Genomic DNA, 22,787 nt, shown 5'->3' with positions numbered 1-22,787 from the left:
CACCTCGAAATTAGTCCGCACTGAGGTCAGGCAGGGTGAAATCCATGAAGCGCTGCTCCTCGGCGATGGTGGCGGCATCGATCACGCCGCCGGTGCCGTCACCCACGGTCTGCACGGCTTCGAGCTGCCACATGGCGACAAGCGCGATCGCGAGTTCCGCCGTGACGCGCGTGTTGAGATCGACGCTTTCCTTCAGTTCGTCCATGTCATCGATGAGCCCGACGAGGCGGTCGACCCGTTCGAGCGATTGGCCTGCGTCCTCATAGCTGTTCTGAGCCGCGGCTGAGACGAGTGCGCCGGTGGTGGCTTGCGTGGCCACGCGGTTGGCCCCGGGATTGCCGCTGGTGGCCATTTCCGAAAGCGTGTCGTCGTCAAACCCGAGATCAGCCAGCACCCGGTCCATCTGGGTTTCGATCTCGCCCGCGCCAGAACCGGACAGGCCGGAGAAATCCCCAGTCTTGATCGCCTCAATCGTGGCGAGGATGTCCCCGAACTCCTGGTCGAGCAGGCCATTGAGTTCGTCTTCCATCTCGGTGCGGATGATTTCTGGAAGCTCGGCGAGGCGGGTGAGGGCCTCGTAGGTTCTTTGCAGCTCCGCGAGTTGGTCCGTGAGCGTGGCAAGCTGTTCGCGGAGCTGCGTCAGCTGCTCGTTCTGCAGGATCTCGTCTTCGATCATCTGCCGGAGCTGCTGGATGTTTTGCGCGATGTTCTGGGTGTCGACGACCGGCACACCTTGTGCTGCGGCAGGGGGTAGGGCGCTGAACTGCAAGCCAACGCCAAGTGTCGTGGCCAAAGCTGTCCTCAAGAGCAGATGTCCCATCATTCAATCTCCCTGATCGTAAAATCCATGAACGCGCCTTCGGCCATGCGGGCGCTGGCCTGGGCCAGCTCCTCGGCAGAGAGGACGCGGGTGCGTGCCGCCTGAAGCCGGACGCGGGCAGCGACGAGGCGCACGAGTTCGGCGCGGGCATAGGTGTTGAGTGCGATGCTTTCCTGCACGTCTTCAGTCTCGGAAATCCGTTCGACGATATCCGCAATACGCAGGGCGGCTTGCCTGATCGCGGCGGGCGAGTTGTTGCCATAAAAGGCGGCCCCATGCCCCGTGATCGAGAGGTTTGCATTGGCCAAGAGTGCGGGATCGATCGTGCCCAAAGCTTCGATCCCGCCGATCCGGCTGAGATAGAGGTTGTAGCGTTCTGGAATGACCTGAACGTAATGCTGCGTCTCGGCAAAAGGTGGCACGCCCCCATATTCAAAGACGCGTCCGGGACCCGCATTGTAAGCTGCGAGCGCGTTAATGATGTTGCCATCGAAGGTGTTGAGTTGGGTGGCGAGATAGCGCGCGCCGCCATGCACCTGAAGGTAGGGGCTGTCGTAGTATTCCGGATTGATGCCGAGATCGCTGGCGGTGCCCGGCATGATCTGGGTGAGGCCGAATGCACCGACGGGTGAGCGGGCCCCGATGGTAAAACGGCTCTCCTGCCAGATCAGCGCCTGCAGAAGCGCGCGCCATTGGACGGGGGAGAGGCCTGCGCGTCTTACACCCGCGATACCGCCGGTTTCCTGTGCGACGCGGATGATGAGCTGCTCAATATTCTCGGCGGCGTCGCCGAACATCTGCGCACCGCCGGGATTGGGATCGATCTCGCCCGTGCCATAGACCGCCGCCACCGAGCGGTCTGGATCGCCGCTGCCGCCCTCAAGCCCCGAGACCATGGCTGGCAAGCCCTGACCGCCCAAGCTTGTCTGGGCATCAAGGATGCGCTGCAGGGTCTCGAGCTGCTCCCGCTCAATTTCGGAGATGAGTTCGCGCACGGAAAGCTTGTCCGCCTGAACGGCCAAGTCAGCCTCGCGATCGCCAGTTTCGATGATGTCACGCGCGGTCAGCCCACTGTCATTGGTCGGCACGCCTTGAGACAAGGCGAGACCGGGCAGCAGGCAAAGTGCCAGGATATGAGGCAGGCTAGACTTCAATGTCGCCCTCCGGCGCCTCAAGAGGCGTAAAGGTGCAATCAGGCGCGACAGGTGCCGTGGACGCGAGGAATGTGAAGCAGTTCGCCTGCGGTTCCTGGTACTGGGCGCAGGAGGCCAAAGCGCCGAGCGCGGTGAGAAGAAACAGGGTACGAATCATGAAAGCCTCCAGAAGCCTGGGCGGTCGCGGTAATCGGCGCCGACGAGCGCCTCGCCTTTCTCCATGCCGCCGAGGATGGTGAGATTGGGCCCGAGAGCACTGAGATCGGCATCGACCACGATCGAGCCCTGATCGTCGCGGATCAGCGCCAAACGGCTGTTGCTGCCCGTGTTGAGAAGGACGTCGAGCTCCTTCTCCGTGAGGTTCAGCATGGCGTAATCCGCAGGCTGCGCGCGGATATTGGGCAGCAGGATCTGCGTCGGCACCGCCTCGATGATGGTCTTGCCGGTCCGGGTGCGCTCGAGCTGGCTCGCGTATTGCGTCATCATCACCGCGACGGTGTTCTGCTTGCGCGCGGTCACCAGCCAGTTCGATAGCCGCTCGGCGAAATACGCGTTATCGAGGGCCTTCCAGGCCTCGTCGATCACGATGATGGTGGGGCGGCGATCCTCGATCTCGCGTTCGACCCGGCGGAAAAGATAGGAGAGAACCGCCATCCGCTCCTTGTCGGCCTCGCTGTCGAGAATGCCGGTCAGATCGAAGCCCACCACATCGCCTTTGAGCGAGAACGTGTCCTCGAGGCTCTGCCCGAAGATCCAGCCATAGCGGCCGTCTTCGGTCCACTCGAGCAGGCGCTGGTGCAGATCGCCGCCATCATCGGTGGACACAAAAAGCGACGCGAAATCCCGCCAGTTCCGCAGGGCCGGATTGGAGGCCTGGGCATTCTGGCGCACGACTTCCTGGATGCGGTTGGTCTGTGCGGGCGTCAGGGGCTTGTCAGCGCGGTAGAGCAGGGTGGCAAGCCAGTCCGAGAGCCAGGCGGTGCCGCGGGCATCGGTCTCTGTCCAGAGCGGGTTGAGGCCCGTGGGCTGACCGGCGTTCAGGGACGCGTAGCGCCCGCCATTCGCGCGGACCGCCATCTCCATACCAAGACGGTAATCGAAGACGAAGACCCGGGCGCCCGCGCGACGGGCCTGGGTCATCAGGAAGGCCGAAAGCACAGACTTACCTGACCCGGGCCGCCCCATGATCAGGGTATGGCCGCTGGTGGGTTCTTTGTCGGGCGAGCCTTGCTCGTGATAGGAAAACCGGTAGGCGCTCTGCTCCGGCGTGGGCAAACAAGTGACGATCCGGCCCCATGGGGTTTTCGCGGCGGGTTTGCCGAGCTGTGTCCGGTGAAAGGCCGCAAAATCCGCGAAGTTGCGATTGGTGACGGCGCTGGCACGCACGCGCTTGGGCTGGTTGCCGGGATGCTGGCTGAGGTAATGGGCCTTTGCGGCGACCCGCTCACCGATCATCTTCACGCCTTCGGTCGCGGCGGCGTTCACGATTTCGGCGCTGAGCGTCTGCAGCTCATCCAGCGTTTCGCAGAAGAGCGTCACGACCATATGGTGTTCGCCGAAGCTTTGGCGCTTGGCCTCAAGATCATCGGCGGCGATATCGAGGGCTTCTAGGAGCGAGAGGGCCGCGTCCTGGCTGGCCTGCATCTGGCGCTTTTGCCGTTTGATGCGGCCCGCCATGAGGTTCGAATTGATCGGCGTGAAGGAATGGGTGACGATCATGTCGACCGGCAGGTTCAGCATGTCGAACATGGTGCAGGAGGTGCCTTCCGAGTATTCCCCGATGGTGAAACTCTTGCCGTAGCGATGCCCCACGACGCCTTCCGAGAGCTCGAAATGATCGCTATGAAACGTCACGCGGGTATTGGCGACGTTGACGGACAAAAAGCCGTAGGTGTTTGCAGGGTAGAGCGGCAGCTCGGTGCCCGTGTTCAGCGCGCCCAGAAACCCCACCAATTCCCCCGATGCAGCCGAGAGTAGCCGCGGTTTGAGCTCGGCGAGGCCCGAGAGGAAGACGTTCACGGCCGCGCCGAGGCGCTGCAGGCGTTTGCGGGTCTCCTCTCTCAGCCGGTCCGGCGCGCTGCGGCTGAGGAACGGCAGGAGGCTTTTCGGGGGTGGGCGGTGAATGACGGTGAGCGTCAGCGTCTTGTCGCGCAGCCCGCTGGTCTCGAGTTTCGCGCGCCAGCGCCGGTCGACCTCTCCCGCGAAGCTGTCCTCACGAATTGGGTCGAGATTAGGTTTGATGGCCTTGGAGACCTTGTGGACGTAATAGCTGAATTCCGGCCCGAGCTGCGCAATGATGCGGGCAAAAAGTGACGTCACCTTGTCGAGATAGGCATCGTCCGTCGTGTAGCTGTTGATCCCCTCGAGCCGGATGCACCGGAAGAGTTCGTTCACCCGGGTCCGCACGGTCTGGTCGTCGACGAGGCTCACATAGGGCAGCATATGCGCGAGGCGGGTCTCGCGTGCATACCAGATCGGCGTCATCGTGCGGGGATCGAGCGTATCGTCACGGGCTTCATCACGGGGCATAGCTGTCCCCGCCATGGATGGACCTGTTGCGCGTGGGCGGTGTCTCCTGCAGGGCTGTCATCATCACGTCGATGAAACGCGGGTCCCAATCGGCGGCTTTCCAAAGCACCGGATAGAGCAGGGCCGCGACAGCCAGCACCGCGATGTGCTGAACCCAGACGAACAAGAGCACCGAACCAAAGAGCCAGACCATCGCGTACATGATGGGCAGACCCAGAAGCTTCGGCGGGCGCACGAGGCCGAGAAAGAGAGGCGCGCGCTCAGCCACCGGCAAAGACCGCGGCAACGATGGTGGGGGCGGCGGCAACACCGGCGATCCCGACGAGAACCCAAAGCGCCTGGCGCAGATCGATGATGTTGAAGAACCAGCTCAAGAAAACGCCGAGGACCGCGAGTGTGGCGATGACCACACCAAGGGGTCCGGTCAGCGCATCGACAATGCCCTGCAACAGGCTTTGGATCGGGGAGAGATCGATGCTCTGTGCAAGGGCGGGCTCGGCAATCAGCAGGAATAGCGCCAGCGAGGCGACAAAGAGGTTTGAAATCTGTCTCATGAATTTGATCCTTCCAATCGGGCCACGACAGCCATGACGCGGGCCACGTGGTTCTGGGTTTCTCGGTAGGGGGGATGCCACCGTGCTGGCGCACGGCGTCCGGCCCCGCGTTGTAGGCCGCCAGCGCCAGATGCGGATCGCCGAAGCGCTCCAGCATCATCGCGAGGTAACGGGCAGAGCCGTCGAGGTTCTGTTGGGGGTCACGCGGGTCAACGCCGAGATCACGGGCAGTGGCGGGCATCAGCTGGCCAAGGCCAATAGCGCCCGCGCGGGAGACCGCATCCTGCCGGTAGGCGCTCTCAACCTCGATATTGGCGCGATAAAGGGTGAGCCACTGCGTGACGGACAGTCCCGCGCCGCGCAAACCGGGATGGCCGGCATAGCGCAGGGCCGTTGCCTCGATGCCCGAGAGAATGTCTGCGCGGGGCAGGGGTGCTGGCTGGGCGAACGCCGCAAACCTCAGCGCGTCAGGCTCGGAAGCTGCTTCAGTCTCACCAAGAATGGCCAAACCATCTGACGCCGATCCCTGACTAACGCCGTCATTGTAGTTCCGGGCAAAACCGCTCTGAGACCGGGATTGGGTCAGAGAGCCGTCGCTCTCCATGACCAGCACCATTTGCGCTGAAGTTGGCGCGGCGACCAGCCAGAGACAGACGAGGTTAGTTACGAGTGCCCTTGTCCGATGGCGCAAGTTTATGCGTACGGCTTGTACCCGCCTCAAGCGGCAGGTCGACATGCGCAAAGCCAAGGCCAATGAAGAAAGACACCACGCCGGAGACCGTCTTGAACTCGCGGATCTTGATATCGTTGTAGGTCGTCCGCGTTCGGGCGGTGACGAGGAGCTTCTCCACCCCTTCGTCAGAGACGGCACGCATGATCCAGACCCCGTAATAGCTGGGGCCCTTCTTGTGTGCCGACTCCTGGCACAGGATTTCAGCGATATAACCGCTTTCCACGAGCTCGCGGAACCTGGCTTCCGTAACCACATTTGGTGCTTCGATGTCCCAGTTCATGGCCCGGCTCACGCTTTCTCCAAAGACGCAACGCCCGGGCATTCCTGCTTGAAGCCCAGAGTTACGATAGTATATTATTAACCGCAAGATATAAAAACGTTGTTGCAGCTGTATTGCGGTTGCGAAGGTATTAGGCACGAGCAGTGATATCATTCAAGGTTTTCAGGGCTATTGTTAGCGCGCCATTGCGTGCCTCGCGCGAACTGCAAGCTCTGCTATTTCTGGCATATTCTGCGAATCCTGCTGATGCAGAAACCTGTCTGGCGCCGCCGCGGCCATTCGTTCCGAGCGATACTCAATCCGCTCGCGAGTATGCAGATATCATCAGGAACGACTTCGAGCTCTACATCCGCGATATCCAAAGCTATTTTCGATGCCTGGAAGAAGAGCGCGCGCGGGCCTTCGAGGAAGCGCGCGAAGTCAGCGAAGAGTACGGGCGATTCCTGGGTTTGGTTGAGCGCTAGGCTCTGGTGTGAGATTCATTCGGACAGGACGTTCAGGATCGAGGCTTGAGAAGTTCCATCGGCTCGATGTCCAGCGCCTCGGCGATTGCTTCGATCATGTCGACCGTTGCCGCATGTTTCGCGTTCTCGATCTTGCCAATGTAACCACGGTCTATATCGGCGCGATGAGCGAGTACCTCTTGGCTGATCCCCCGGGACCGGCGAACCTCTTGTATGTTGAGACCAAGTTGTATTCGCAGCTTCATGCCAAAGGCAGAGCCACGATGTAGAGTATTTAGCCACGCAATATATTCTACATTCGTTCCTTGGACTCTTGTCTTCCGCGAAAATTTTCCGGATGTGGCAAAGGTAGTAAAATGAGCGAGTAAACCAATTTAAATTCATGTAATGATTGTGTGCGGACGATGCTAATCTCATTTATTCAAATACTTACCACCGTGGCCAGTGCCAAAAATAACATAAGAAGTCTTATCGGATTCGGGCAAGAACCCTCGGATACTCCCTTCTATTGAGCTGAAACCATCCCTCAACCCACTTGAAAATGACGACAGTCAAGGATCGCAACGACGCTCGGGCAACGGGCATGGAAATAGAGTGAACGGTGACACAAGTTAAGGAAGAAGCCGCGGCCATTGCCAGGCTGCTCGGAGATGACCGCAAGCGGCCGATTGGGTGGGTCTATCTGTGGAACACCTCGGAACTGTCGATCCTGTGGATTGACCGATGCCGACTAGCCAAGTTCATCGAGCCTCCATTGAACCAAGATACGTTGGCGAAGGCCAAAGCCGTGACTCCCGACGCGGTGACTGATCTCCTCGAAACGCTGTCGACTACCGGCCAGGAGGTTCAACGGAGCGGTTCTCCCGCCAATAAGCCTTCTGCCCAATAGTATTATTGTCGTGACAATAATATACTAATGTTGCATGTAGTAGTGACGTACGAAACCGTTGGACACCGAGCCATGCCCAGATTTCTTACCAATTTCGCTGCCATATTCATCGTTGCTTTCATGTCCCTCTTCGGTACAGCAGATCGGACTCAGGCGCAGACCTACCCCATCGATTGCGCCATTCTGCTTTGCCTTTCCGGGGGCTGGCCGGCCTCTGAGCCCTGCTCTCGAGCTCGCGCCGAGTTCATTCGCAGGTTTACGCCCTGGCCCGTCGAGCCGCCGCTTCAGATCTGGCGCTGCCCCATGGGTGCTTCTTACCAGCTTGACGACCGCAATGGTGTGCGAGGACGCATCTACGATGTCCTGTTTGATGGCGCACAACGCCCCCTGCCCCGTAAGATTTCGGAGGCTTCAATCCGAGACATAGGGACACCAGTGCCTGCGGTCCTTCGCGGAAACGGCTTCGAGCACGGTCTGTTGCCTGAAGGCTTTGCTCCCCGGTTTGTTCAAGACCGCGCCGACATCGATATCAGCGGGCCGGAATTCAATTTTGTGCGCTCGATCCGAGTGTTCGATGTCCGTTTCGCATCACAACGAGAATCTGGCGAGAAGAACGAATGCATGCGATTTGCCAGCGTCTATCTCGGCACATATGGCATCCAAGGTGAGTTTACGTGGCAGCTTTCTTCGCCAAGCGCTGTTCCGGAGGCCCATATCGGCCTGGAGGGTTGGGGAGAAGGCTGCCCGATGATTTCCAATAGATCTGTCTTCGTCGATTGGCGGGACTACCGAGGTAACTATGGTTTCGAGCAAGTGAACTACTAAGCTAAGCATTTATGGAAAAGTCCAATGTAGGGATACCCCTCGCGTAGAAAACTCTAGTCGGCAGCGCCTACATCAGTCAATCTTGTGAATTCCGATTGGCACGCTCGGCGCGGTTTTGGCTTGTGAGGATTTGTGATCTTGATCTCTGAAACTAATTCAAACTGAGTACGGCTTTTTTGGGCACATCTCTTGCACGAGAGGAGGGTGCTGATGCAGAAGATACGATTTAGCGATGAGCGGATTTGCCAAATTACACTGTAGGCAATGTTCACTTAGGATACTAGGGTGGAAGATTGCTCTGTTCGAAATCCACGGCCTATGCGTTCATGCGAAGCCGTAACCCAACTACTGTCCGACAAAAATCACCTCGGACTAGAACCCATCAAATTCAAAACGCAAAGGCTTTCAACGGCATCCAGACGCCCATCGCTATCATCATGAGGCTTTCGGTCAGCGACACAAAGCCCAAAGGCACCGCGCTGTCACCACCAACGCAGGCGCACTTCAGTTCACGCTTTTCAACGTAAACCGCCTTATAGATGCTGACCGCACCGACAGTCCCGATAAACAGCGCTACAGGGGCAGAAATCCAGACGAGCGCGCCCGCCGTCATCAGGATGCCTGCTAATGCCTCGCAAAACGGATAGATTTAACCGTATCGAACCCAGCGTTTGGCCAACAGGTCGTAGTTCAGGAACATGGTTGAAAAGCTTTCGATATCCTGCAATTTTGCGATTGCCAGAAAGGTCATGGAAAGTGCGATGAACCACTTGGCTGCCCGCAAGGTCAGGATCATACCATATTGATGCCACGACAGTCCGAGCGCGAGAAGTGCGGCGACCGAGAAGATCGCGATTACGGGCTGATAGGTCGTATCGCTTTGTTTCTCGGGCGGTTCGTCCAGCCCGAGATATACTCGCAGGTTATCATACCCGCCGATGCGTTTGCCGCCGATGAAGGTTTGCGGCGTTGTATCAACACCGTGTTCTTTCTGAAACGCTTCCGTATCCTCGCGAGTCTTCAGGCGATGGTCATCCACCTCGTAGCCCTGCAGTTTCAAAAGGTCGACGGATTTCAGGCCGAAGGGGCAAACATGGTGGGGCATTACCATCCGCCACACTTCCGCGGTCACAATATCTGAGTTGTCTTCAGGCATCGAGCGCACCCCTGTGGCTGATTTTGTCAAGCTTCGCATTTGTGATAACCGCGATATCCGGCGCGCAGGCCTGCATCGAGCTCGAGGACGAGGTCCGCCTCGGCCGGTTCACCGCCCGCTGTATCAAAGTTGCCGTTCTCGTTCGGTACGCTCAGACGCATCGTGATGCCATCTGCCGTTAGTGTGCGTCCGGAGCCATCGGTTTCCAGACGGATCAAGTCACCACTCAGCTTGACCAATGCCGTCGTAGCGCCCCCGACGTTCCCCACCGCAAGAGAGGCAGGACTTGTCTTCGTGTAGTTGAAGGTGCAGGCTGCGCCATCGGGAAAGAGCTGCACGATCTCCTGTTCGGTCATAAATTCAGGGTCTAGAATCGCCACTTCTGCAGTGGAAAGGGCATCTTGGAGACTGACAATTTCGGCGGGGCCATTGCCATCCTCTTCGGAAGATTTGCCAACCGCTTCGATGTCGTCGATGAGATACCGCATCTCGGCAATCTCTTTGTCTTGGGCAAAAATAATTTCATCGGCCAATTTGCGCACCCGCGCGTTCTCTATGTTTGCCCTGCTCGAGGTCATGATCGCAATGGAGTGGTGGGGGATCATGGCGCGCATGTAGCTTGTGTCACCAACCGTGGTCTGACTGCGAACGAGCCAGAGCGACCCGGCAAACACGATGGTAGCACCGATTAAGATCGACGCATTGATCGCCCTGCTGGAATACATCGTCAGCATGAACCCCAGCATTATGATCGCCATGGTTGCTCCCATCAGCAGCGCCATATAGGCGCGTGTTTCTGACCAGAAGATGTGACTAAGAAGATAGGTATTGAGATACATCAGGATGAACATAACGACCGTGGAGGTCGCAATCATGGCTGCGAACTTCCAATATGGCATGACAGCTCCTTTCTTCATTGCACTGAAAACCCGGACACGAAGTTGCGGATTTGTTTCACAACTACATTCCAGTGCCGGAAGGTTCCGAACTTTTTTGACACTTTAAGGCCTGTGGACAATCATCTTGAGGCTATGAGTGCTGCTACGAGGTTCCAACACGCCGCGTAGCTGCAATCGGTTTTGTCGTATCTTGTGGCTATCCCTCTGAACTCTTTGATCTTTGCGAAGTAATTTTCCACCATATGCCGCCATTTGTAGACCTCCACGTCATAATCGCGCTGGATTTTGCGGTTGGCTTTGGGCGGGATCACGGCGGTTGAACCGCGCTGGTCGAGGTCTTGTAACAGCCAGTCCGCGTCAAACGCCTTGTCCGCGAGCAGTGCGTCAAATGAAACGCTCCTGATCAACGGCGCGACACCTTTCATATCATGCGCTTGTCCCGGCAGCAGCAGGAAGCGCACCAGATTACCGAGCGCATCCACCAAGGCTACGATCTTGGTCGTCAGTCCGCCGCGTGAGCGCCCAATGGCCTGAACCTGAGTCCCCCTTTTGCGCCCGTTGCCTTCTGGTGGGCCTGAACGATGGTGCCATCAATGAGTGCATATTCGAGGTCGGGATCACGGCTCATAGCATCGAAAAGACGCTCGAATATGCCTGACCGAGCCCATCGCCTGAACCGGCGGAACTGGCTGTTCCAGTGGCCAAAGGCAGGCGGCAGGTCGCGCCACGGCGAACCAGTGCGCACCCGCCAGAAGACCGCTTCCAGAAACAGGCGATTGTCCTTTGCCGTGACTCCGGCATCGCTGACCTTACCCGGCAGATGCGGCTCAAGCCGCTGCCACAAGATGTCCGACACCACAAACCGATGCTCGTTCATTCAAACCTCCATTTTGGAAGTTTGAATCAGAAATCAGGCCCAATGGGAATCCTGAATGTCCACAGGCCCTAGTAAGGGACATTGGACGTCACCGGTTTTGCCGTGTTGTGACGAGAAAGAGCACGGAGGCCGAACAGCTGATCAGAAGAAAGCCGTTCAACGATTCGACGCCTGCAAGAAACCGAAGATGCCCCGTCGGATAGATATCGCCGAGTCCAAGTGACGTATAGTTGACCAATGAGAAATAGAAGACATCCATGACTGTATCGACATCATCTTGCACGAAGCCGCCAAGCCCGGCCCATTCAGCCAGCAGGAAGCCCGCTGCGAAGAGTCCGGCTTCGACCACATGCGCGGTCGCCAAGGTGTAGAGCGCGGCCAGCAGGGCCCATGTGCCGGTGAGGTTGTGGCGGTCGGTATAGCTCATGGCGAACGCCATAGCGTGTGCATGTAGCAGGCCGCACAAACCGAAAAGCACCACGGCCAATCCCAGAGCGACGATCATTTGCCGGACGCGCTCTAGCCGGTTTTCTTCAACGGTTCTTCCTGCTCCGTCGCAGCGAGATCGGCCAGGATTGGGCAATCGGGACGGTGGTCGCCCGCGCAGGATTTTATCAATGTCGCGAGCGTCGCGCGCATCTCGGTCAGTTCTGCGATCTTGTCATCTATGCGGGTCAGATGCTCCTTGGCGATCTGCTTGACTTCGGCGCTCTCTCGCTTGGTATCTTCGTAAAGCTTGATCAGGTTTCGGCAATCCTCGATGCTGAAGCCAAGCGCACGCGCGCGCCCGAGGAACGCCAGCTTGTGCATGTCGCTTTCGCGAAACGTCCGGTAGCCGTTGGCGCTGCGCAAGGGTTTTATCAGACCGATGTCCTCGTAATAGCGGATTGTTTTTGCCGGCAGGCCCGAACGGCGGGCGACATCTCCGATGTTCATTGCGAAAACCTCCTCATTCAGCTGGAGTGGGGGAAAGGGTGGCAGCGGGACGCGCCGTTGCCGTTTCAGCCATGGCCGGAGCGATCCGGCGCAGGCGAAGTGCGTTGGTCAACACAAAGACCGAGCTGAGCGCCATCGCACCGGCGGCCAGAACAGGCGACAGCAGCAGCCCGAAGGCTGGATAGAGCACCCCCGCGGCCACCGGTATCAGCGCCACATTGTAGCCAAACGCCCAGAAAAGGTTCTGCCGGATGTTGCGCATGGTTCGGGTGGAGACCTCGAATGCGTTGACGACGCCGCGCAGGTCACCAGACATCAACACCACATCGGCGCTCTCGATCGCCACGTCCGTGCCGGTGCCGATGGCGATGCCCACGTCGGCATGGGCCAGCGCCGGCGCATCGTTGATGCCGTCGCCGACGAAGGCGAGTGTCTTGCCGCCCTCACGCAATTCGTCCAGCGCCGCGACCTTGCCGTCGGGCAGAACCCCGGCGATGACTTGGTCGATGCCGGTTTCGCGCGCAATTGCCTCTGCCGTTTCGCGCTTGTCGCCAGTGATCATCGCCACTTTGAGCCCCAGATCGTGCAGGGCCCGGATCGCGGCGGCGCTTGCGGATTTCACCGGGTCGGCCACGGCGATCACCGCGGCCACCTGGCCGTCGATTGCCGCGTAGAGCGCGGTGCGACCCCGGCGTGCCAGATCCACCTCTGCCTCGGCCAGCGTGCCGGGCTCCAGACCCTCGCGGGTCATCAGGCGGTCCGCTCCAATGAGAACGTCGCGACCGGCGACCTGCGCGCGCACCCCGTAGCCCGTGATCGACTCGAAGGCATCGACGGTATGGCGCACCACGCCTTCAGCCTGGGCGGCCTGGACGATGGCCTCGGCAATGGGATGTTCCGAGCGCGCCTCGACCGCGGCCACCAGCGCCAGCACCTCGGCCCGGTCATGTCCCTCGGCCAGCAGCAGGTCGGTCAGCTTCGGACGTCCCTCGGTGACGGTGCCCGTCTTGTCGACAGCCACCACGCTGACATGCGAAAGCTGCTGCAGCGCGTCCCCCTTGCGGAACAGCACACCCATTTCCGCAGCGCGCCCGGTTCCTACCATGATCGACGTCGGCGTGGCGAGACCCATCGCGCAGGGGCAGGCGATGATCAGCACGGAAACCCCGGCTACCAGTGCAAAGGAGAGTGCGGGCGATGGCCCGAAAACAAGCCAGACCAGCACCGTCAGCACGGCCACCACCATCACGACGGGCACGAACCATAAGGTGATACGGTCCACCATGCCCTGAATGGGCAGCTTGGCACCCTGTGCCGCCTCGACCATCCGGATGATTTGCGCGAGCGTCGTATCGGCACCTACGCGGGTCGCTCTGAACTGGAAGCTGCCGGTGCCGTTGACCGTTCCGCCGGTCACACTGTCCCCTTCGGACTTGGCCACGGGCAGTGGCTCCCCGGTGATCATGCTTTCATCGACGTTGGCGCTGCCTTGCGTCACCTCGCCATCCACGGCGATGCGTTCACCGGGGCGGACGACCAGGATATCGCCCGCACTGATCCGTTCGATCGGCATATCCTTCTGCTCTCCGTCCACGAGAACCCGCGCGGTCCGGGCCTGAAGGCCGAGAAGCTTCTGGATCGCGGCACCGGTGCGGCCTTTGGCGCGCGCCTCCATCCAGCGCCCCAGAAGGATCAGCACCACGATGACGGCCGCGGCCTCGAAATAGACCGCGCGCGAGGCTTCGGGCAACAGTGTCGGCGCGAAGAGCGCCACGACGGAATAGACATAGGCCGCCGATGTGCCGACCGCGACAAGGCTGTTCATGTCCGGTGCGCTTTGGAAGAGAGCCGGGAAGCCTTTGGTATAAAAACCCCGGCCGGGCCAGGCCAGAACCACGCTGGTCAGGGCGAACTGGATCAGCCAGCTGGTCTGATGGCCGATCGTGCGCCCGATCATCTCGTGCATGCCCGGCACCAGATGGGCGCCCATCTCCAGCGCGAAGACCGGCAGCACCAGTATGGCGGCCAGCATGGTCTTGCGGGCCAACGCACGGGCCTCGGCGTCCTTCCGGGCGTTCACGTCTTCCGGGGCCGCCGTCTCGGCGGGCGTCGCCGGATAGCCCGCCTCTTTGGCAGCGTTCAGAAGATCCTCAAGATCGACTGCGCCTTCGGCATAGGTCACCGTCGCGGTCTCCGAGGCGAGGTTCACATTCACGCCCAGAACGCCGGGCACCGCCGCCAGCGCCTTGTCCACACGCCCGACGCAGGACGCGCAGGTCATTGACGCGACGTCCAGCCGCACGGTCCGCTGGCGCACCGGATAACCGGCCTTGTCGAGCGCGGTCACAATCTCACCCATGCGGCCCGGCGCATCGACCTGCGCCTGCACGGACTCGGCGGCGAGGTTCACTCTGACATCGCTGACGCCGGGAAGCGACGTCAGGGCGCGTTCCACGCGCCCGACACAGGATGCACAGGACATGTTCTGGACTGACAGTGGGCGGGTCTGTGAAAGTAGCATCAACGTCTCCTGGAAAAGCTCCATTATCACATAAAGGTTCCACTTGATGGAAGGTCAATAGGGTGAGCAGAATACTTCTTTCCCTTGACCTTCCCGTGGTGGAACGCCCCATCCATTCGAAAACATGAAGGAGCACCCCATGACCAGATTCGATGTGCCAGACATGAGCTGTGGTCACTGCACCGCAGCAATTGAAAAGGCGATCAAGGCGATAGACCCGACCGCGACCGTGACCTGTGATACAGGCACGCGGAAAGTCGAGGTCGAGAGCGTGCTGAACGAGCACGCCTTGTCCGAGGCCATCCGCAACGCGGGTTATGACGTCAAGGCAGCGGCGGCAATCTGATGTGAAACCGGTGCCCGCCCTGTGGGCGCCAGTCATACCTTTACAGGGCTGACTTCGAGGGGATCATATACCCGGCTTCTACTGGGAGGGGCCACTGCGGGCCGCCTGGATCTCGCGCTGACGGTCGGGCCAGGTGGATTTGATGAAGCCGAGGATGTTCCATATCTCTGCGTCAGTCAGTTGATCGCCGAAACCGGGCATTCCGCTCGCAAAATCCACGCCCTGGCTGGCGAGAGCTTCTTTCCCGCCGCGCTTCGTGTAATCGAAAAGGACGCTGTCGGAATGATGCCAGGTATGGCCCGTTTCGTCATGTGGTGGTGCGGGCAGAATACCGTCCGCACCAGCCGAACGCCAATCGGGCTGTCCTTCCAGATCGGCACCGTGGCAGGAGGCGCAATACTCCTGGTAGAGCCGTTCACCCGCAACCAGATCGAAGGATTGGGGTTGCGTGGCTGTCTGGGCGTTTCCTTTCGCCATCATCCACACACCGGCACCCGTGGCGAGTACCGGCAGCAACCCAAGAAACAGGATCATTCGCATCACGTCACCTTTATCCAGGTCATCATTCCCGAAGACGCGTGGCTGAGCATATGGCAGTGAAACAACCAGTCGCCGGGATTGTCGGCGGCAAATCCGATGCTGCGGGTCTGGCCACCGAACATCAGGATCGTGTCGCGCAAAGGGCCGAGGCCGCCATCCTCGCCGATTTCGCGGAAATGCAGGCCGTGCAGGTGCATCGCATGGGGAAAGGAGGTGTCGTTGTAGATCTGCAGTTTGACCGTCTCACCCTGCGAGACGTCGATGAGCGGCACATCGGTCATGCCAACGGTCCCGTTGAAGGACCAGAACTGGTTGGCCTCCACCAGCTCCCGAAAGCTCTTTTTCTCTCCGTTCAGGATCGCGGTGTCGAGCGTGCCCATCGCACCGCCCTGCATGTCGAGCCGCGTGGTCCTGGCGCCGTCCAGGCCTGTCAGCTCCATCCGCGGGTTGGGGGGAAGCGGGTCCGGTGCTGCCCGGTGCGTTGCCGAGGCCTTTGCGGTCACGGGAAACGCCACTTGCGAGGACGCGTCCTCATTCTCGAGCCGCACGAGATGGGCGAGTTCACCCGGCGCGGCGGTCACGTCGACGATCAGATCTGCGCGTTGGCCGGGGCCGAGGATCAACGCGTCCGTTACCGGCTCGGGTCGTGCCAGCGGCATGCCGTCCAGCGCGACAGTCCACCCGTCCATGCCCTTGAGCGCCAGTACGAAAATCCGGGCATTGGCCGCGTTGACGAGACGCAGGCGCATTCGTTCGTGCTGACGCACATCAAGCGAAAGATGGTGGATGCCGTTGGTGGCGATGAAATTGCCGCGACGACCGGCATGACTACGGTCGTGAAGCGACGTGAAATCCGGGTCGATCTGGGCGGTTTCGGGGTTAAGCAGCCAGTCGTCGAGGATCAGTACCTCGTCGCGGTCTACATCCGGTGGCGTGGATTCCTCGACGATCAGCGCTCCGTAGAGGCCGCGCGCCACCTGTTCGGTAGAGCGGTTATGCGCGTGATACCAGTATGTTCCGGCGTCCGGAGCGACAAAATCATAGTCGAAGTTTTGACCCGGTTCGACGGCGGGCTGGGTCAATCCCGCGACACCATCCATCGCGTTGTCGATCCGCATCCCGTGCCAATGAACAGAACTCGCCTGCGGCAATCTGTTCACGAAGCTACGTTGTAGCCGTGCGCCTTGGGCGAGCCGCAGTTCGGGTCCGGGCATTTTCCCGTCGTAACCCCAGATTTCTGTCTCTGGGTAAGATGCCGGGGCAAGTTGTACGCTGGCCGCGCGCGCTTCGAGCGATTGAAATTCCGGCGCGGCAGCGCGAAGCTGACGGGGCAACGCCAAGGTCGCCGTGGCAGCCATCCCCTGCATCAGAAAATCACGTCGCGTTGTCATGGTGTATCCTGTTCCTCGTTCGAAGTGTTTTGGCACTAGCAGGAAACCTGTGCTCAAAAAATCCCATTTTCCTTTTGCAATTCCCGCACATAGCGCGCGATCAGCTTGACGTCTGCATCGGTCAAACCCTCAACCGGGAGCATGTTTCCGAACCGCCAGTGGTGCGCGCGCACGCCGTTCTTAGCCGCCAACACAAAGGCCATGTCAGAATGGTGGTTGGGTTCGTAGATCTTATGCACGAGCGGGGGTCCAACTCCATTCTGGCCAGCCGCATTGGCCCCGTGGCATTCGGCACATTTCGCCTCGAAAGCCCGCTTGCCCATTTGCGCCTCGGCGGAGAGTTCTGCCGGCAGAGAGACATCGACAATGGGCGCGCCTGATTCCAGATCACTCGTATCGGGCGGCACCATCGAATGGCCGATATTCTGCGAGGGTTGTGGTGTCACGTTCCAATATACGGCTACACCGCCCAATACGAAAAAGGCTGCGATAGCAAAGACTGTTTTGTTCATTTGATCCCATTTCAGATGAGTTTCACTTGGGTCCCGAGCGGGGTTCTGTCGAACACCTCGACGATATCCTCATTATAGAGACCGATGCAGCCGCTGGAGGATTTGCGCCCGATCTTGCGCGTGTCGCCGGTACCGTGAATCCGGTAATACTGCCATGTCAGGTGCATGGCGCGGACGCCGAGCGGGTTCTTGGGGCCGGCTGCGACATATTCCGGCAAGGACGGGTCGCGCTCGCGCATCGACGGCGTCGGAACCCAATCTGGCGCCTCGTCCTTGTAAACGATCTCGCTATAGCCGCGGCGCGTCAGTTCGTCGCTCATGGGCACGGATGTGGGGTAAATGCGCATCTCCCCATTCGCCGTCCAGTGCTGAAGAACTCGCGTAGTGGTATCCGACAGCAGGATGCCTTTGCCAAGGCTATCGAAGTGATCCTGCCAGTCATGCAGCCGGAAGGACGAGATGTTCCGGCGAACCGGCGCGATCTGCTGAGCGCGCAGCACCGATGGCGCTGCCAGCGCGATCAACCCGCTGGATGATGCAAGTATAAAGGTTCGCCGATCCATTCCTTTGCGAATCGCGTCACACATTTTCTGCCTCCATTCGTTTCTTCGCTGTTTTCCGTGTGGCTTAAACCACCTTCCTCCGCTGGAGGGTCAAGAACGGGCTGGGTTGCAAAAGCGTGATCTTCGTATCGGTTTGTAACGTGACCTTCCCGTGAGAGAATCCGTGGGCGGCGAAACAAGCAACGCAGACTAGGTGTCTTTATCAAGGCTGGAGGACCTGCAGGGTGCAATACGGGGAATGGCGCGCCTTCGGCCGCCAACCCCTTTAACACCCTTAGGATCACGGCATCTCAACCATCTGGTGCGCGATACTCTGGGTGGTCACGCTGTTGCGCAGTTCGAGAGTTGTCGGGTCCAGAACCCAAATCACGGCATCCTCGGCGCTGCTGACCACCAGAGCGTTTTCGACCCGCATCATGTGATAGGGTTCGGGGCCCACCTCGACCTCCAGACGTTCGCCGGATTCGCGATCAATCCGCACCACCCGGTCGCGCTCGCGCGCGCTCGACCAGATGGCGGTTTCGTCCACGGCGATGCCATGCAACTCACCGCCGATTTCGAACGACTCGAGCGTTTCGCCGCTGTCGGCGTCGAGGATCGCAACCCTGCCAACATCGGACTGGCTGACGAACAGTCGCCGGGCACCGGCGTCCAGAATCATGTGCTTGGGCGGGCCGTCAAGTCGGAAATTCCGATCGACGATTCCGGCCCGCGGATCGAGAACGCTGATGGTGTCGTTGCCGGCGTTGGATACGAAGAAGTTTCCGGTAACCGGATCGGCGACGGCGTATTCCGGGATCGGTCCGGTCGCGACGGTCGCAGTCACCTCGCCGCTTTCCAGGTCGATCACCGAGACGGTTTCGCTCGTGGGATGGGTGACGACGGCGTAACGCTCGTCTGCCGATACCTCGACGTGATGGACGATGCCGGGCACCTCGATGCGCCGCAATATCTCTTGGCTGCTGACGTCCATCAGCGTTACGTGTCTGACAGACTCCGGCACCGTTTTCGTGCCGCCGCCGTGATGCGCCGCGTGTTCCTCATCAGAAACGGCGGCCGGCTTCGCAACCTCTCCGGGCATCGACTCCGACAGGCTGCCGGCGACCAGCAGGCCACGTTCGGGCGCGCCGGCCAGCCCGTGGACATTGTCCAGTCCGGGAATGCGCGCGACGATTTCGAAACCGCGATCGAGATGCAGCAAGGTGCCTGTTTCTCCTTCGGGAATGTAGAGATCGGCGAGCGCAGCGCTGCTGGTCAGAAGGGCGGCGGTAAGGCTTAACAAGGAAGTTCTCATTGGATTTTCCCTTTCAGTGGCTACGATTTTCATGGGTCGGAAGCGAGATCGCCGCGCTGGACTTCAATCCCCTCGGAGAGAGGTCGAGACAACGTCTTGCCGCCTGCGAGGCACCCGCCGTCCGGTTCAGTCTTGCAGCTTTGCCTTTCGGCGATCGTATTCGTCCTCATCTATCTCGCCCCTGGCGTATCGCTCCTGAAGCACATCCAGAGCGCCCGGGCGCGGCACGTTATCGGATCGCGCCGAATAACCGCGCGCGGCGAGCACGATCAATCCAATGATCAGACCCCAAAACACCACCATCATCAGGCCACCCCACAGCCCGTGGCCGCCGTTCCACATCATATGGCTGTATCCTGCGGTCCCATCGCCCTCCGGCGTGGCTAATGCGGCAGTGGCGAAGGACACCGCGGAGAATGAAATCACTGGCAATGTGAACTTTTTCATGTCGACCTCTCTTTGCTGGCAAGCCGCCGAAACAATCAACGGCTCGCTATGCAAGGGGCGTAGGCCCCCTTTGACCTTCAGACGAAGTTAGTGACCTTGGAATTTGACGTCGCCGACCATGCCAGCTTCGCGGTGTCCGGGCACGTTACAGGCAAAGCCCATTTCGGTGGTTTCGGAGAAGGTCCAGATGACCTCGGCTGTCTGACCCGGTTCGAGCAGGACGCTGCTCGCGTCGTCATGCATCATTCCAGCGTCCATCATCTTCGCGTGGTTTACCTTTTTCATGGTCATCATGCCGGTCTTGAGCATCTTCATCATTTCGCCCTTGTGACCCTTCCAAGTCTCGGGAGTGCCGAGGTTGAACTCGTGGACGAGGTTTCCGTCGTTGCTGACCACAAACTTGATGGTCTCGCCCTCTTCAACCGAGATGCGGCTCGGTTCGAACTTCATCTCGTCCATGCTGACCTCGATCACTCGATCCACGTTTTCGGCACTTCCGGGCATTCCAATCGATGTGCCATCGCCATGTCCCGCACCCGCCGTCGACTGGGTCGCAAAAGACAGGGTGAGGATCGTTGCAGTGATGATTGTCGTCGGTTTCATGTTTGTATCCTTGGTTTGTTTCGGAACCCGGAAAATGAGGATCATCTTTCGAGAGAGCAGAGGGTCGATGGCACAGAACAAGGGCATTCCAGTGCTGGAGGGTCAAGGCCACGGGAGGCTACTATATTGTATCGGAATGTAAGCTTGCGTTTTTGGCTGCTATGGCAGAGGTTTTCACTGCCGAGGCACACTGGCCCAAATTGAGGTGATATGAGACACTGGCTTCACACATTTTGCGCGTTGCTGCTCACGCTGGCCGTACTTTCGGCTGCGGGGTTTCCACATGTGTCCTTCGCCGGTTCCGATCCTGGAGTGTATGATCTGGCGCGGGATATCACTGGGCCCGATGCCGACTGTGATTTGACCGGCACCGCAGCTGAGGATGCGAACTGCGCTGCGATGGCGGGTCACTGTTCCTCGTTTATCTCGGCTGAACACGGACAGTCCAGACGCACCAGCACTCAGACATCTGCGGTTTTCGGCGAGGATTTCAGCGAATTTTACACCGCGTTCCCCATCAGCGAGATACCACCGCCGCGAGCCTGACATGGGTCACCTCGTGCTCGCGCGTGGCGGGGCTCGGACAGGTGCGTGCTGTCCTCATCGCGTTGTCCATCAAGGCAAATGCACCCCGATGGCGGCAAGACTTTCGATTTTCGACATCGTCTCTGCGGCGCATAGCTGATGCGTTGCGTTACTCACCCATCACGAAAGGAATGGATATGAAACCCATACGCCTTCTCAAAACGGCCCTTTGGGCTGCCGTCTTTTCCGCCGCAGGCGGGATCAGTGCCTTTGCGGGCACATATGACATAAGCGTCGACCACATTAGCATCGACACTGGCGAATTCAAGAAATCCGGCATCGGTTACAACAACAGGCAGAGCCCGACCATGCTGCGCTTCAAGGAAGGCGAGCAGGTCACAATCAACGTCAGGAACAATCTGCGCGAAAGCACTTCGATTCACTGGCACGGGTTGATCGTCCCGTTTCGTCAGGATGGCGTCCCGGGCATCAGCTTCAACGGGATCGAACCAGGTGCGACTTTCACCTACCGCTTTCCCATCGTTCAGGCCGGCACGTACTGGTTCCACAGTCACTCCGGCTTTCAGGAACCCGATGGAGCTTACGGCGCGATCGTGATCGAACCGAAAGGTGGCGAGAAGGTGCGCGTGGACCGCGATTATGTCGTGCAGTTGACCGACAAGCATCCGCACACCGGAAACCGAGTTTTCCGCAATCTCAAGATGTCCGCCGACTACTACAACCGCTCGGAGCGCACGCTGGAGGATTTGGTGCGCGACTCTCGTGCAGACGGCTTCAAACAAGCCCTTCAGGACCGGGCGACGTGGGGCAGGATGCGCATGATGCCGACCGACATCGAAGACGTGCAGGGTTTCGCACCCCTGATCAATGGTATGGGCACGCGGCAGAACTGGACCGGTCTCTTCAATCCAGGCGAGAAGGTGCGGCTGCGGCTGATCAACTCTTCCGCGATGGCCTATTTCGACGTTCGCATCCCGGGGCTGAAAATGACCGTCGTTCAAGCCGATGGTAACGACGTCACGCCGGTGACGGTGGACGAACTGCGGATCTCGGTGGCCGAAACCTATGACGTGATCGTCGAGCCGCGCGAAGCCAAGGAATATGGCATCATAGCCGAGTCGATGGGCCGCACGGCGATGGTGCGTGGTTCGCTGTCGCCCCAACAGGGGTGGGCCGGTCTGGTGCCGCGGATGCGTCCCGAACCGCTTCTGACGATGGCGGACATGGGCGGCATGATGGACAGCATGGACATGGCTGGTATGGATCATAGCACCATGTCTTCCCAAGGCGTGGATCACAGCCAGATGGATATGTCGGGCGGTACCAAACCCGCAGAATCCGGCAAAAAGAAGATGGTCGGCATGACCCATAGCGCGCGCGAGGCAGCAAGCCGGGTGAATTCTACGCACCGCGAAGCGGTCTGATCCCGACCGCAGCGAACGGTGGCAAATTTCTGTACTACAACGATCTGCGTGCCCGCGCGCCGCTCTACCGCGATCGCCCGGCGACCCGCACGATAGAGCTGCGCCTGACCGGCAACATGGAGCGCTATATCTGGTCGATCAACGACGTCAAGATGGACGATGCCGAACCGATCCGCCCGAAATATGGCGAGCGTGTCCGCTTCAAGTTCGTCAATGAAACGATGATGTCGCACCCGATGCACCTGCACGGGATGTGGTCGATCCTCGACACCGGCAAGGGCAAGTGGGACCCGATCAAGCACACTGTCAGTATCGCACCGGGCACCACCGTCTATACCGAAACCGAGGTCGATGCGACGGGCCAATGGGCCTTTCACTGTCTTCTGTCCTACCACGCGGAAGCGGGCATGTTCCGCAAGGTGATCGTCGAAGGCGGCCCGGCATGAACGACAATAAAAGAAAAGGAACTGAACCGATGAGAACC

At 59.7% G+C, this 22,787-nt stretch carries 24 protein-coding genes and 4 pseudogenes; 6 read left to right on the top strand and 22 right to left on the bottom strand.

Going from position 1 to position 22,787, the window contains the following annotated elements; all coding sequences use genetic code 11:
- Positions 1-10: 10 nt before the first annotated feature.
- The 8 genes and pseudogenes from N7U68_RS20820 to N7U68_RS20785 all read right to left on the bottom strand — a co-directional run bounded on the left by N7U68_RS20820 (position 11) and on the right by N7U68_RS20785 (position 6,070).
- The gene (locus tag N7U68_RS20820) at positions 11-820 is read right to left on the bottom strand and encodes a type IV secretion system protein (protein WP_263049355.1); all 810 of its coding nucleotides are present in this window, start codon (positions 818-820) and stop codon (positions 11-13) included.
- Positions 820-1,974 (bottom strand): lytic transglycosylase domain-containing protein, encoded by a 1,155-nt coding sequence (locus N7U68_RS20815; RefSeq protein ID WP_263049250.1) that lies wholly within the window; start codon positions 1,972-1,974, stop codon positions 820-822. The genes N7U68_RS20820 and N7U68_RS20815 overlap by 1 nt, the downstream gene beginning before the upstream one ends.
- Positions 1,964-2,131: a hypothetical protein gene (locus tag N7U68_RS20810; protein ID WP_263049249.1), complete on the bottom strand. Its 168-nt coding sequence runs from the start codon at positions 2,129-2,131 to the stop codon at positions 1,964-1,966. The genes N7U68_RS20815 and N7U68_RS20810 overlap by 11 nt, the downstream gene beginning before the upstream one ends.
- Complete coding sequence (locus N7U68_RS20805; protein ID WP_263049248.1) at positions 2,128-4,503, bottom strand: VirB4 family type IV secretion/conjugal transfer ATPase; 2,376 nt, start codon at positions 4,501-4,503, stop codon at positions 2,128-2,130. The genes N7U68_RS20810 and N7U68_RS20805 overlap by 4 nt, the downstream gene beginning before the upstream one ends.
- The gene (locus N7U68_RS20800) at positions 4,493-4,771 is read right to left on the bottom strand and encodes a VirB3 family type IV secretion system protein (protein ID WP_025042451.1); all 279 of its coding nucleotides are present in this window, start codon (positions 4,769-4,771) and stop codon (positions 4,493-4,495) included. Before N7U68_RS20800 ends, N7U68_RS20805 begins: the two co-directional genes overlap by 11 nt.
- Positions 4,764-5,057 carry a TrbC/VirB2 family protein gene (locus tag N7U68_RS20795; protein ID WP_012187323.1) on the bottom strand — a complete coding sequence of 98 codons (294 nt, stop codon included), beginning with the start codon at positions 5,055-5,057 and terminating at the stop codon, positions 4,764-4,766. The genes N7U68_RS20800 and N7U68_RS20795 overlap by 8 nt, the downstream gene beginning before the upstream one ends.
- Positions 5,054-5,673 (bottom strand): annotated as a pseudogene (locus N7U68_RS20790) (lytic transglycosylase domain-containing protein). The gene N7U68_RS20795 and the pseudogene N7U68_RS20790 overlap by 4 nt, the downstream one beginning before the upstream one ends.
- Before the next feature lie 43 nt (positions 5,674-5,716).
- Complete coding sequence (locus N7U68_RS20785) at positions 5,717-6,070, bottom strand: hypothetical protein (RefSeq protein ID WP_263049247.1); 354 nt, start codon at positions 6,068-6,070, stop codon at positions 5,717-5,719.
- Between the two features lie 203 nt (positions 6,071-6,273).
- Between N7U68_RS20785 and N7U68_RS20780 the strand changes: the two genes are divergently transcribed.
- Positions 6,274-6,534 carry a hypothetical protein gene (locus tag N7U68_RS20780; protein ID WP_373323020.1) on the top strand — a complete coding sequence of 87 codons (261 nt, stop codon included), beginning with the start codon at positions 6,274-6,276 and terminating at the stop codon, positions 6,532-6,534.
- Between the two features lie 32 nt (positions 6,535-6,566).
- Here N7U68_RS20780 and N7U68_RS20775 read toward each other — a convergent pair whose 3' ends face one another.
- The gene (locus N7U68_RS20775) at positions 6,567-6,779 is read right to left on the bottom strand and encodes a helix-turn-helix domain-containing protein (RefSeq protein ID WP_263049246.1); all 213 of its coding nucleotides are present in this window, start codon (positions 6,777-6,779) and stop codon (positions 6,567-6,569) included.
- Positions 6,780-7,135: 356 nt separating this feature from the next.
- On the opposite strand from N7U68_RS20775, the gene N7U68_RS20770 reads away from it, so the two are divergent.
- Positions 7,136-7,423, top strand: coding sequence for a hypothetical protein (locus N7U68_RS20770; protein WP_263049245.1), 288 nt, complete (start codon positions 7,136-7,138; stop codon positions 7,421-7,423).
- A gap of 120 nt (positions 7,424-7,543) precedes the next feature.
- Positions 7,544-8,248 (top strand): hypothetical protein, encoded by a 705-nt coding sequence (locus tag N7U68_RS20765; protein WP_263049353.1) that lies wholly within the window; start codon positions 7,544-7,546, stop codon positions 8,246-8,248.
- A gap of 388 nt (positions 8,249-8,636) precedes the next feature.
- Here the strand turns inward: N7U68_RS20765 and N7U68_RS20760 are convergent.
- The 6 genes and pseudogenes from N7U68_RS20760 to N7U68_RS20735 all read right to left on the bottom strand — a co-directional run bounded on the left by N7U68_RS20760 (position 8,637) and on the right by N7U68_RS20735 (position 14,637).
- Positions 8,637-9,404: pseudogene (locus N7U68_RS20760) on the bottom strand (MauE/DoxX family redox-associated membrane protein).
- Positions 9,405-9,430: 26 nt separating this feature from the next.
- A complete protein-coding gene (locus N7U68_RS20755; protein WP_263049244.1) occupies positions 9,431-10,303 on the bottom strand; it encodes a DUF305 domain-containing protein in 873 nt (290 codons plus the stop codon).
- Between the two features lie 119 nt (positions 10,304-10,422).
- Positions 10,423-11,180 (bottom strand): annotated as a pseudogene (locus tag N7U68_RS20750) (IS5 family transposase).
- An 88-nt stretch (positions 11,181-11,268) separates the two neighbouring features.
- The gene (locus N7U68_RS20745; protein WP_263049242.1) at positions 11,269-11,607 is read right to left on the bottom strand and encodes an ion channel; all 339 of its coding nucleotides are present in this window, start codon (positions 11,605-11,607) and stop codon (positions 11,269-11,271) included.
- Positions 11,608-11,699: 92 nt separating this feature from the next.
- A complete protein-coding gene (gene cueR, locus N7U68_RS20740) occupies positions 11,700-12,116 on the bottom strand; it encodes a Cu(I)-responsive transcriptional regulator (RefSeq protein ID WP_263049241.1) in 417 nt (138 codons plus the stop codon).
- 13 nt (positions 12,117-12,129) lie between these two features.
- The gene (locus N7U68_RS20735) at positions 12,130-14,637 is read right to left on the bottom strand and encodes a heavy metal translocating P-type ATPase (RefSeq protein WP_263049240.1); all 2,508 of its coding nucleotides are present in this window, start codon (positions 14,635-14,637) and stop codon (positions 12,130-12,132) included.
- A 139-nt stretch (positions 14,638-14,776) separates the two neighbouring features.
- Between N7U68_RS20735 and N7U68_RS20730 the strand changes: the two genes are divergently transcribed.
- Complete coding sequence (locus N7U68_RS20730; RefSeq protein ID WP_263049239.1) at positions 14,777-14,983, top strand: heavy-metal-associated domain-containing protein; 207 nt, start codon at positions 14,777-14,779, stop codon at positions 14,981-14,983.
- 78 nt (positions 14,984-15,061) lie between these two features.
- Here N7U68_RS20730 and N7U68_RS20725 read toward each other — a convergent pair whose 3' ends face one another.
- The 7 genes from N7U68_RS20725 to N7U68_RS20695 form a co-directional block, all read right to left on the bottom strand.
- Positions 15,062-15,463, bottom strand: coding sequence for a c-type cytochrome (locus tag N7U68_RS20725; RefSeq protein ID WP_263049352.1), 402 nt, complete (start codon positions 15,461-15,463; stop codon positions 15,062-15,064).
- Positions 15,464-15,522: 59 nt separating this feature from the next.
- A complete protein-coding gene (locus N7U68_RS20720; protein WP_263049238.1) occupies positions 15,523-16,914 on the bottom strand; it encodes a multicopper oxidase family protein in 1,392 nt (463 codons plus the stop codon).
- 53 nt (positions 16,915-16,967) lie between these two features.
- Positions 16,968-17,426 carry a c-type cytochrome gene (locus tag N7U68_RS20715; protein ID WP_263049237.1) on the bottom strand — a complete coding sequence of 153 codons (459 nt, stop codon included), beginning with the start codon at positions 17,424-17,426 and terminating at the stop codon, positions 16,968-16,970.
- Between the two features lie 11 nt (positions 17,427-17,437).
- A complete protein-coding gene (locus tag N7U68_RS20710) occupies positions 17,438-17,989 on the bottom strand; it encodes a L,D-transpeptidase (protein ID WP_263049351.1) in 552 nt (183 codons plus the stop codon).
- A gap of 280 nt (positions 17,990-18,269) precedes the next feature.
- Positions 18,270-19,283, bottom strand: a complete 1,014-nt coding sequence (locus N7U68_RS20705; protein WP_263049236.1) for a YncE family protein — start codon at positions 19,281-19,283, stop codon at positions 18,270-18,272.
- A gap of 126 nt (positions 19,284-19,409) precedes the next feature.
- Positions 19,410-19,730: an SHOCT domain-containing protein gene (locus N7U68_RS20700; RefSeq protein ID WP_263049235.1), complete on the bottom strand. Its 321-nt coding sequence runs from the start codon at positions 19,728-19,730 to the stop codon at positions 19,410-19,412.
- Between the two features lie 87 nt (positions 19,731-19,817).
- Positions 19,818-20,333 (bottom strand): cupredoxin domain-containing protein, encoded by a 516-nt coding sequence (locus tag N7U68_RS20695; RefSeq protein ID WP_263049234.1) that lies wholly within the window; start codon positions 20,331-20,333, stop codon positions 19,818-19,820.
- A gap of 210 nt (positions 20,334-20,543) precedes the next feature.
- Between N7U68_RS20695 and N7U68_RS20690 the strand changes: the two genes are divergently transcribed.
- Both N7U68_RS20690 and N7U68_RS20685 read left to right on the top strand, forming a co-directional pair.
- The gene (locus N7U68_RS20690) at positions 20,544-20,879 is read left to right on the top strand and encodes a hypothetical protein (RefSeq protein WP_263049233.1); all 336 of its coding nucleotides are present in this window, start codon (positions 20,544-20,546) and stop codon (positions 20,877-20,879) included.
- Between the two features lie 176 nt (positions 20,880-21,055).
- Positions 21,056-22,749 (top strand): annotated as a pseudogene (locus tag N7U68_RS20685) (copper resistance system multicopper oxidase).
- The last annotated feature ends 38 nt before the right edge of the window (positions 22,750-22,787 follow it).

The organism is Roseovarius pelagicus, assembly GCF_025639885.1.
Lineage (GTDB): Bacteria > Pseudomonadota > Alphaproteobacteria > Rhodobacterales > Rhodobacteraceae > Roseovarius > Roseovarius pelagicus.
The sequence above is the reverse complement of the archived record's forward strand: the minus strand, read 5'-3'. Positions and strand labels throughout refer to the sequence as shown.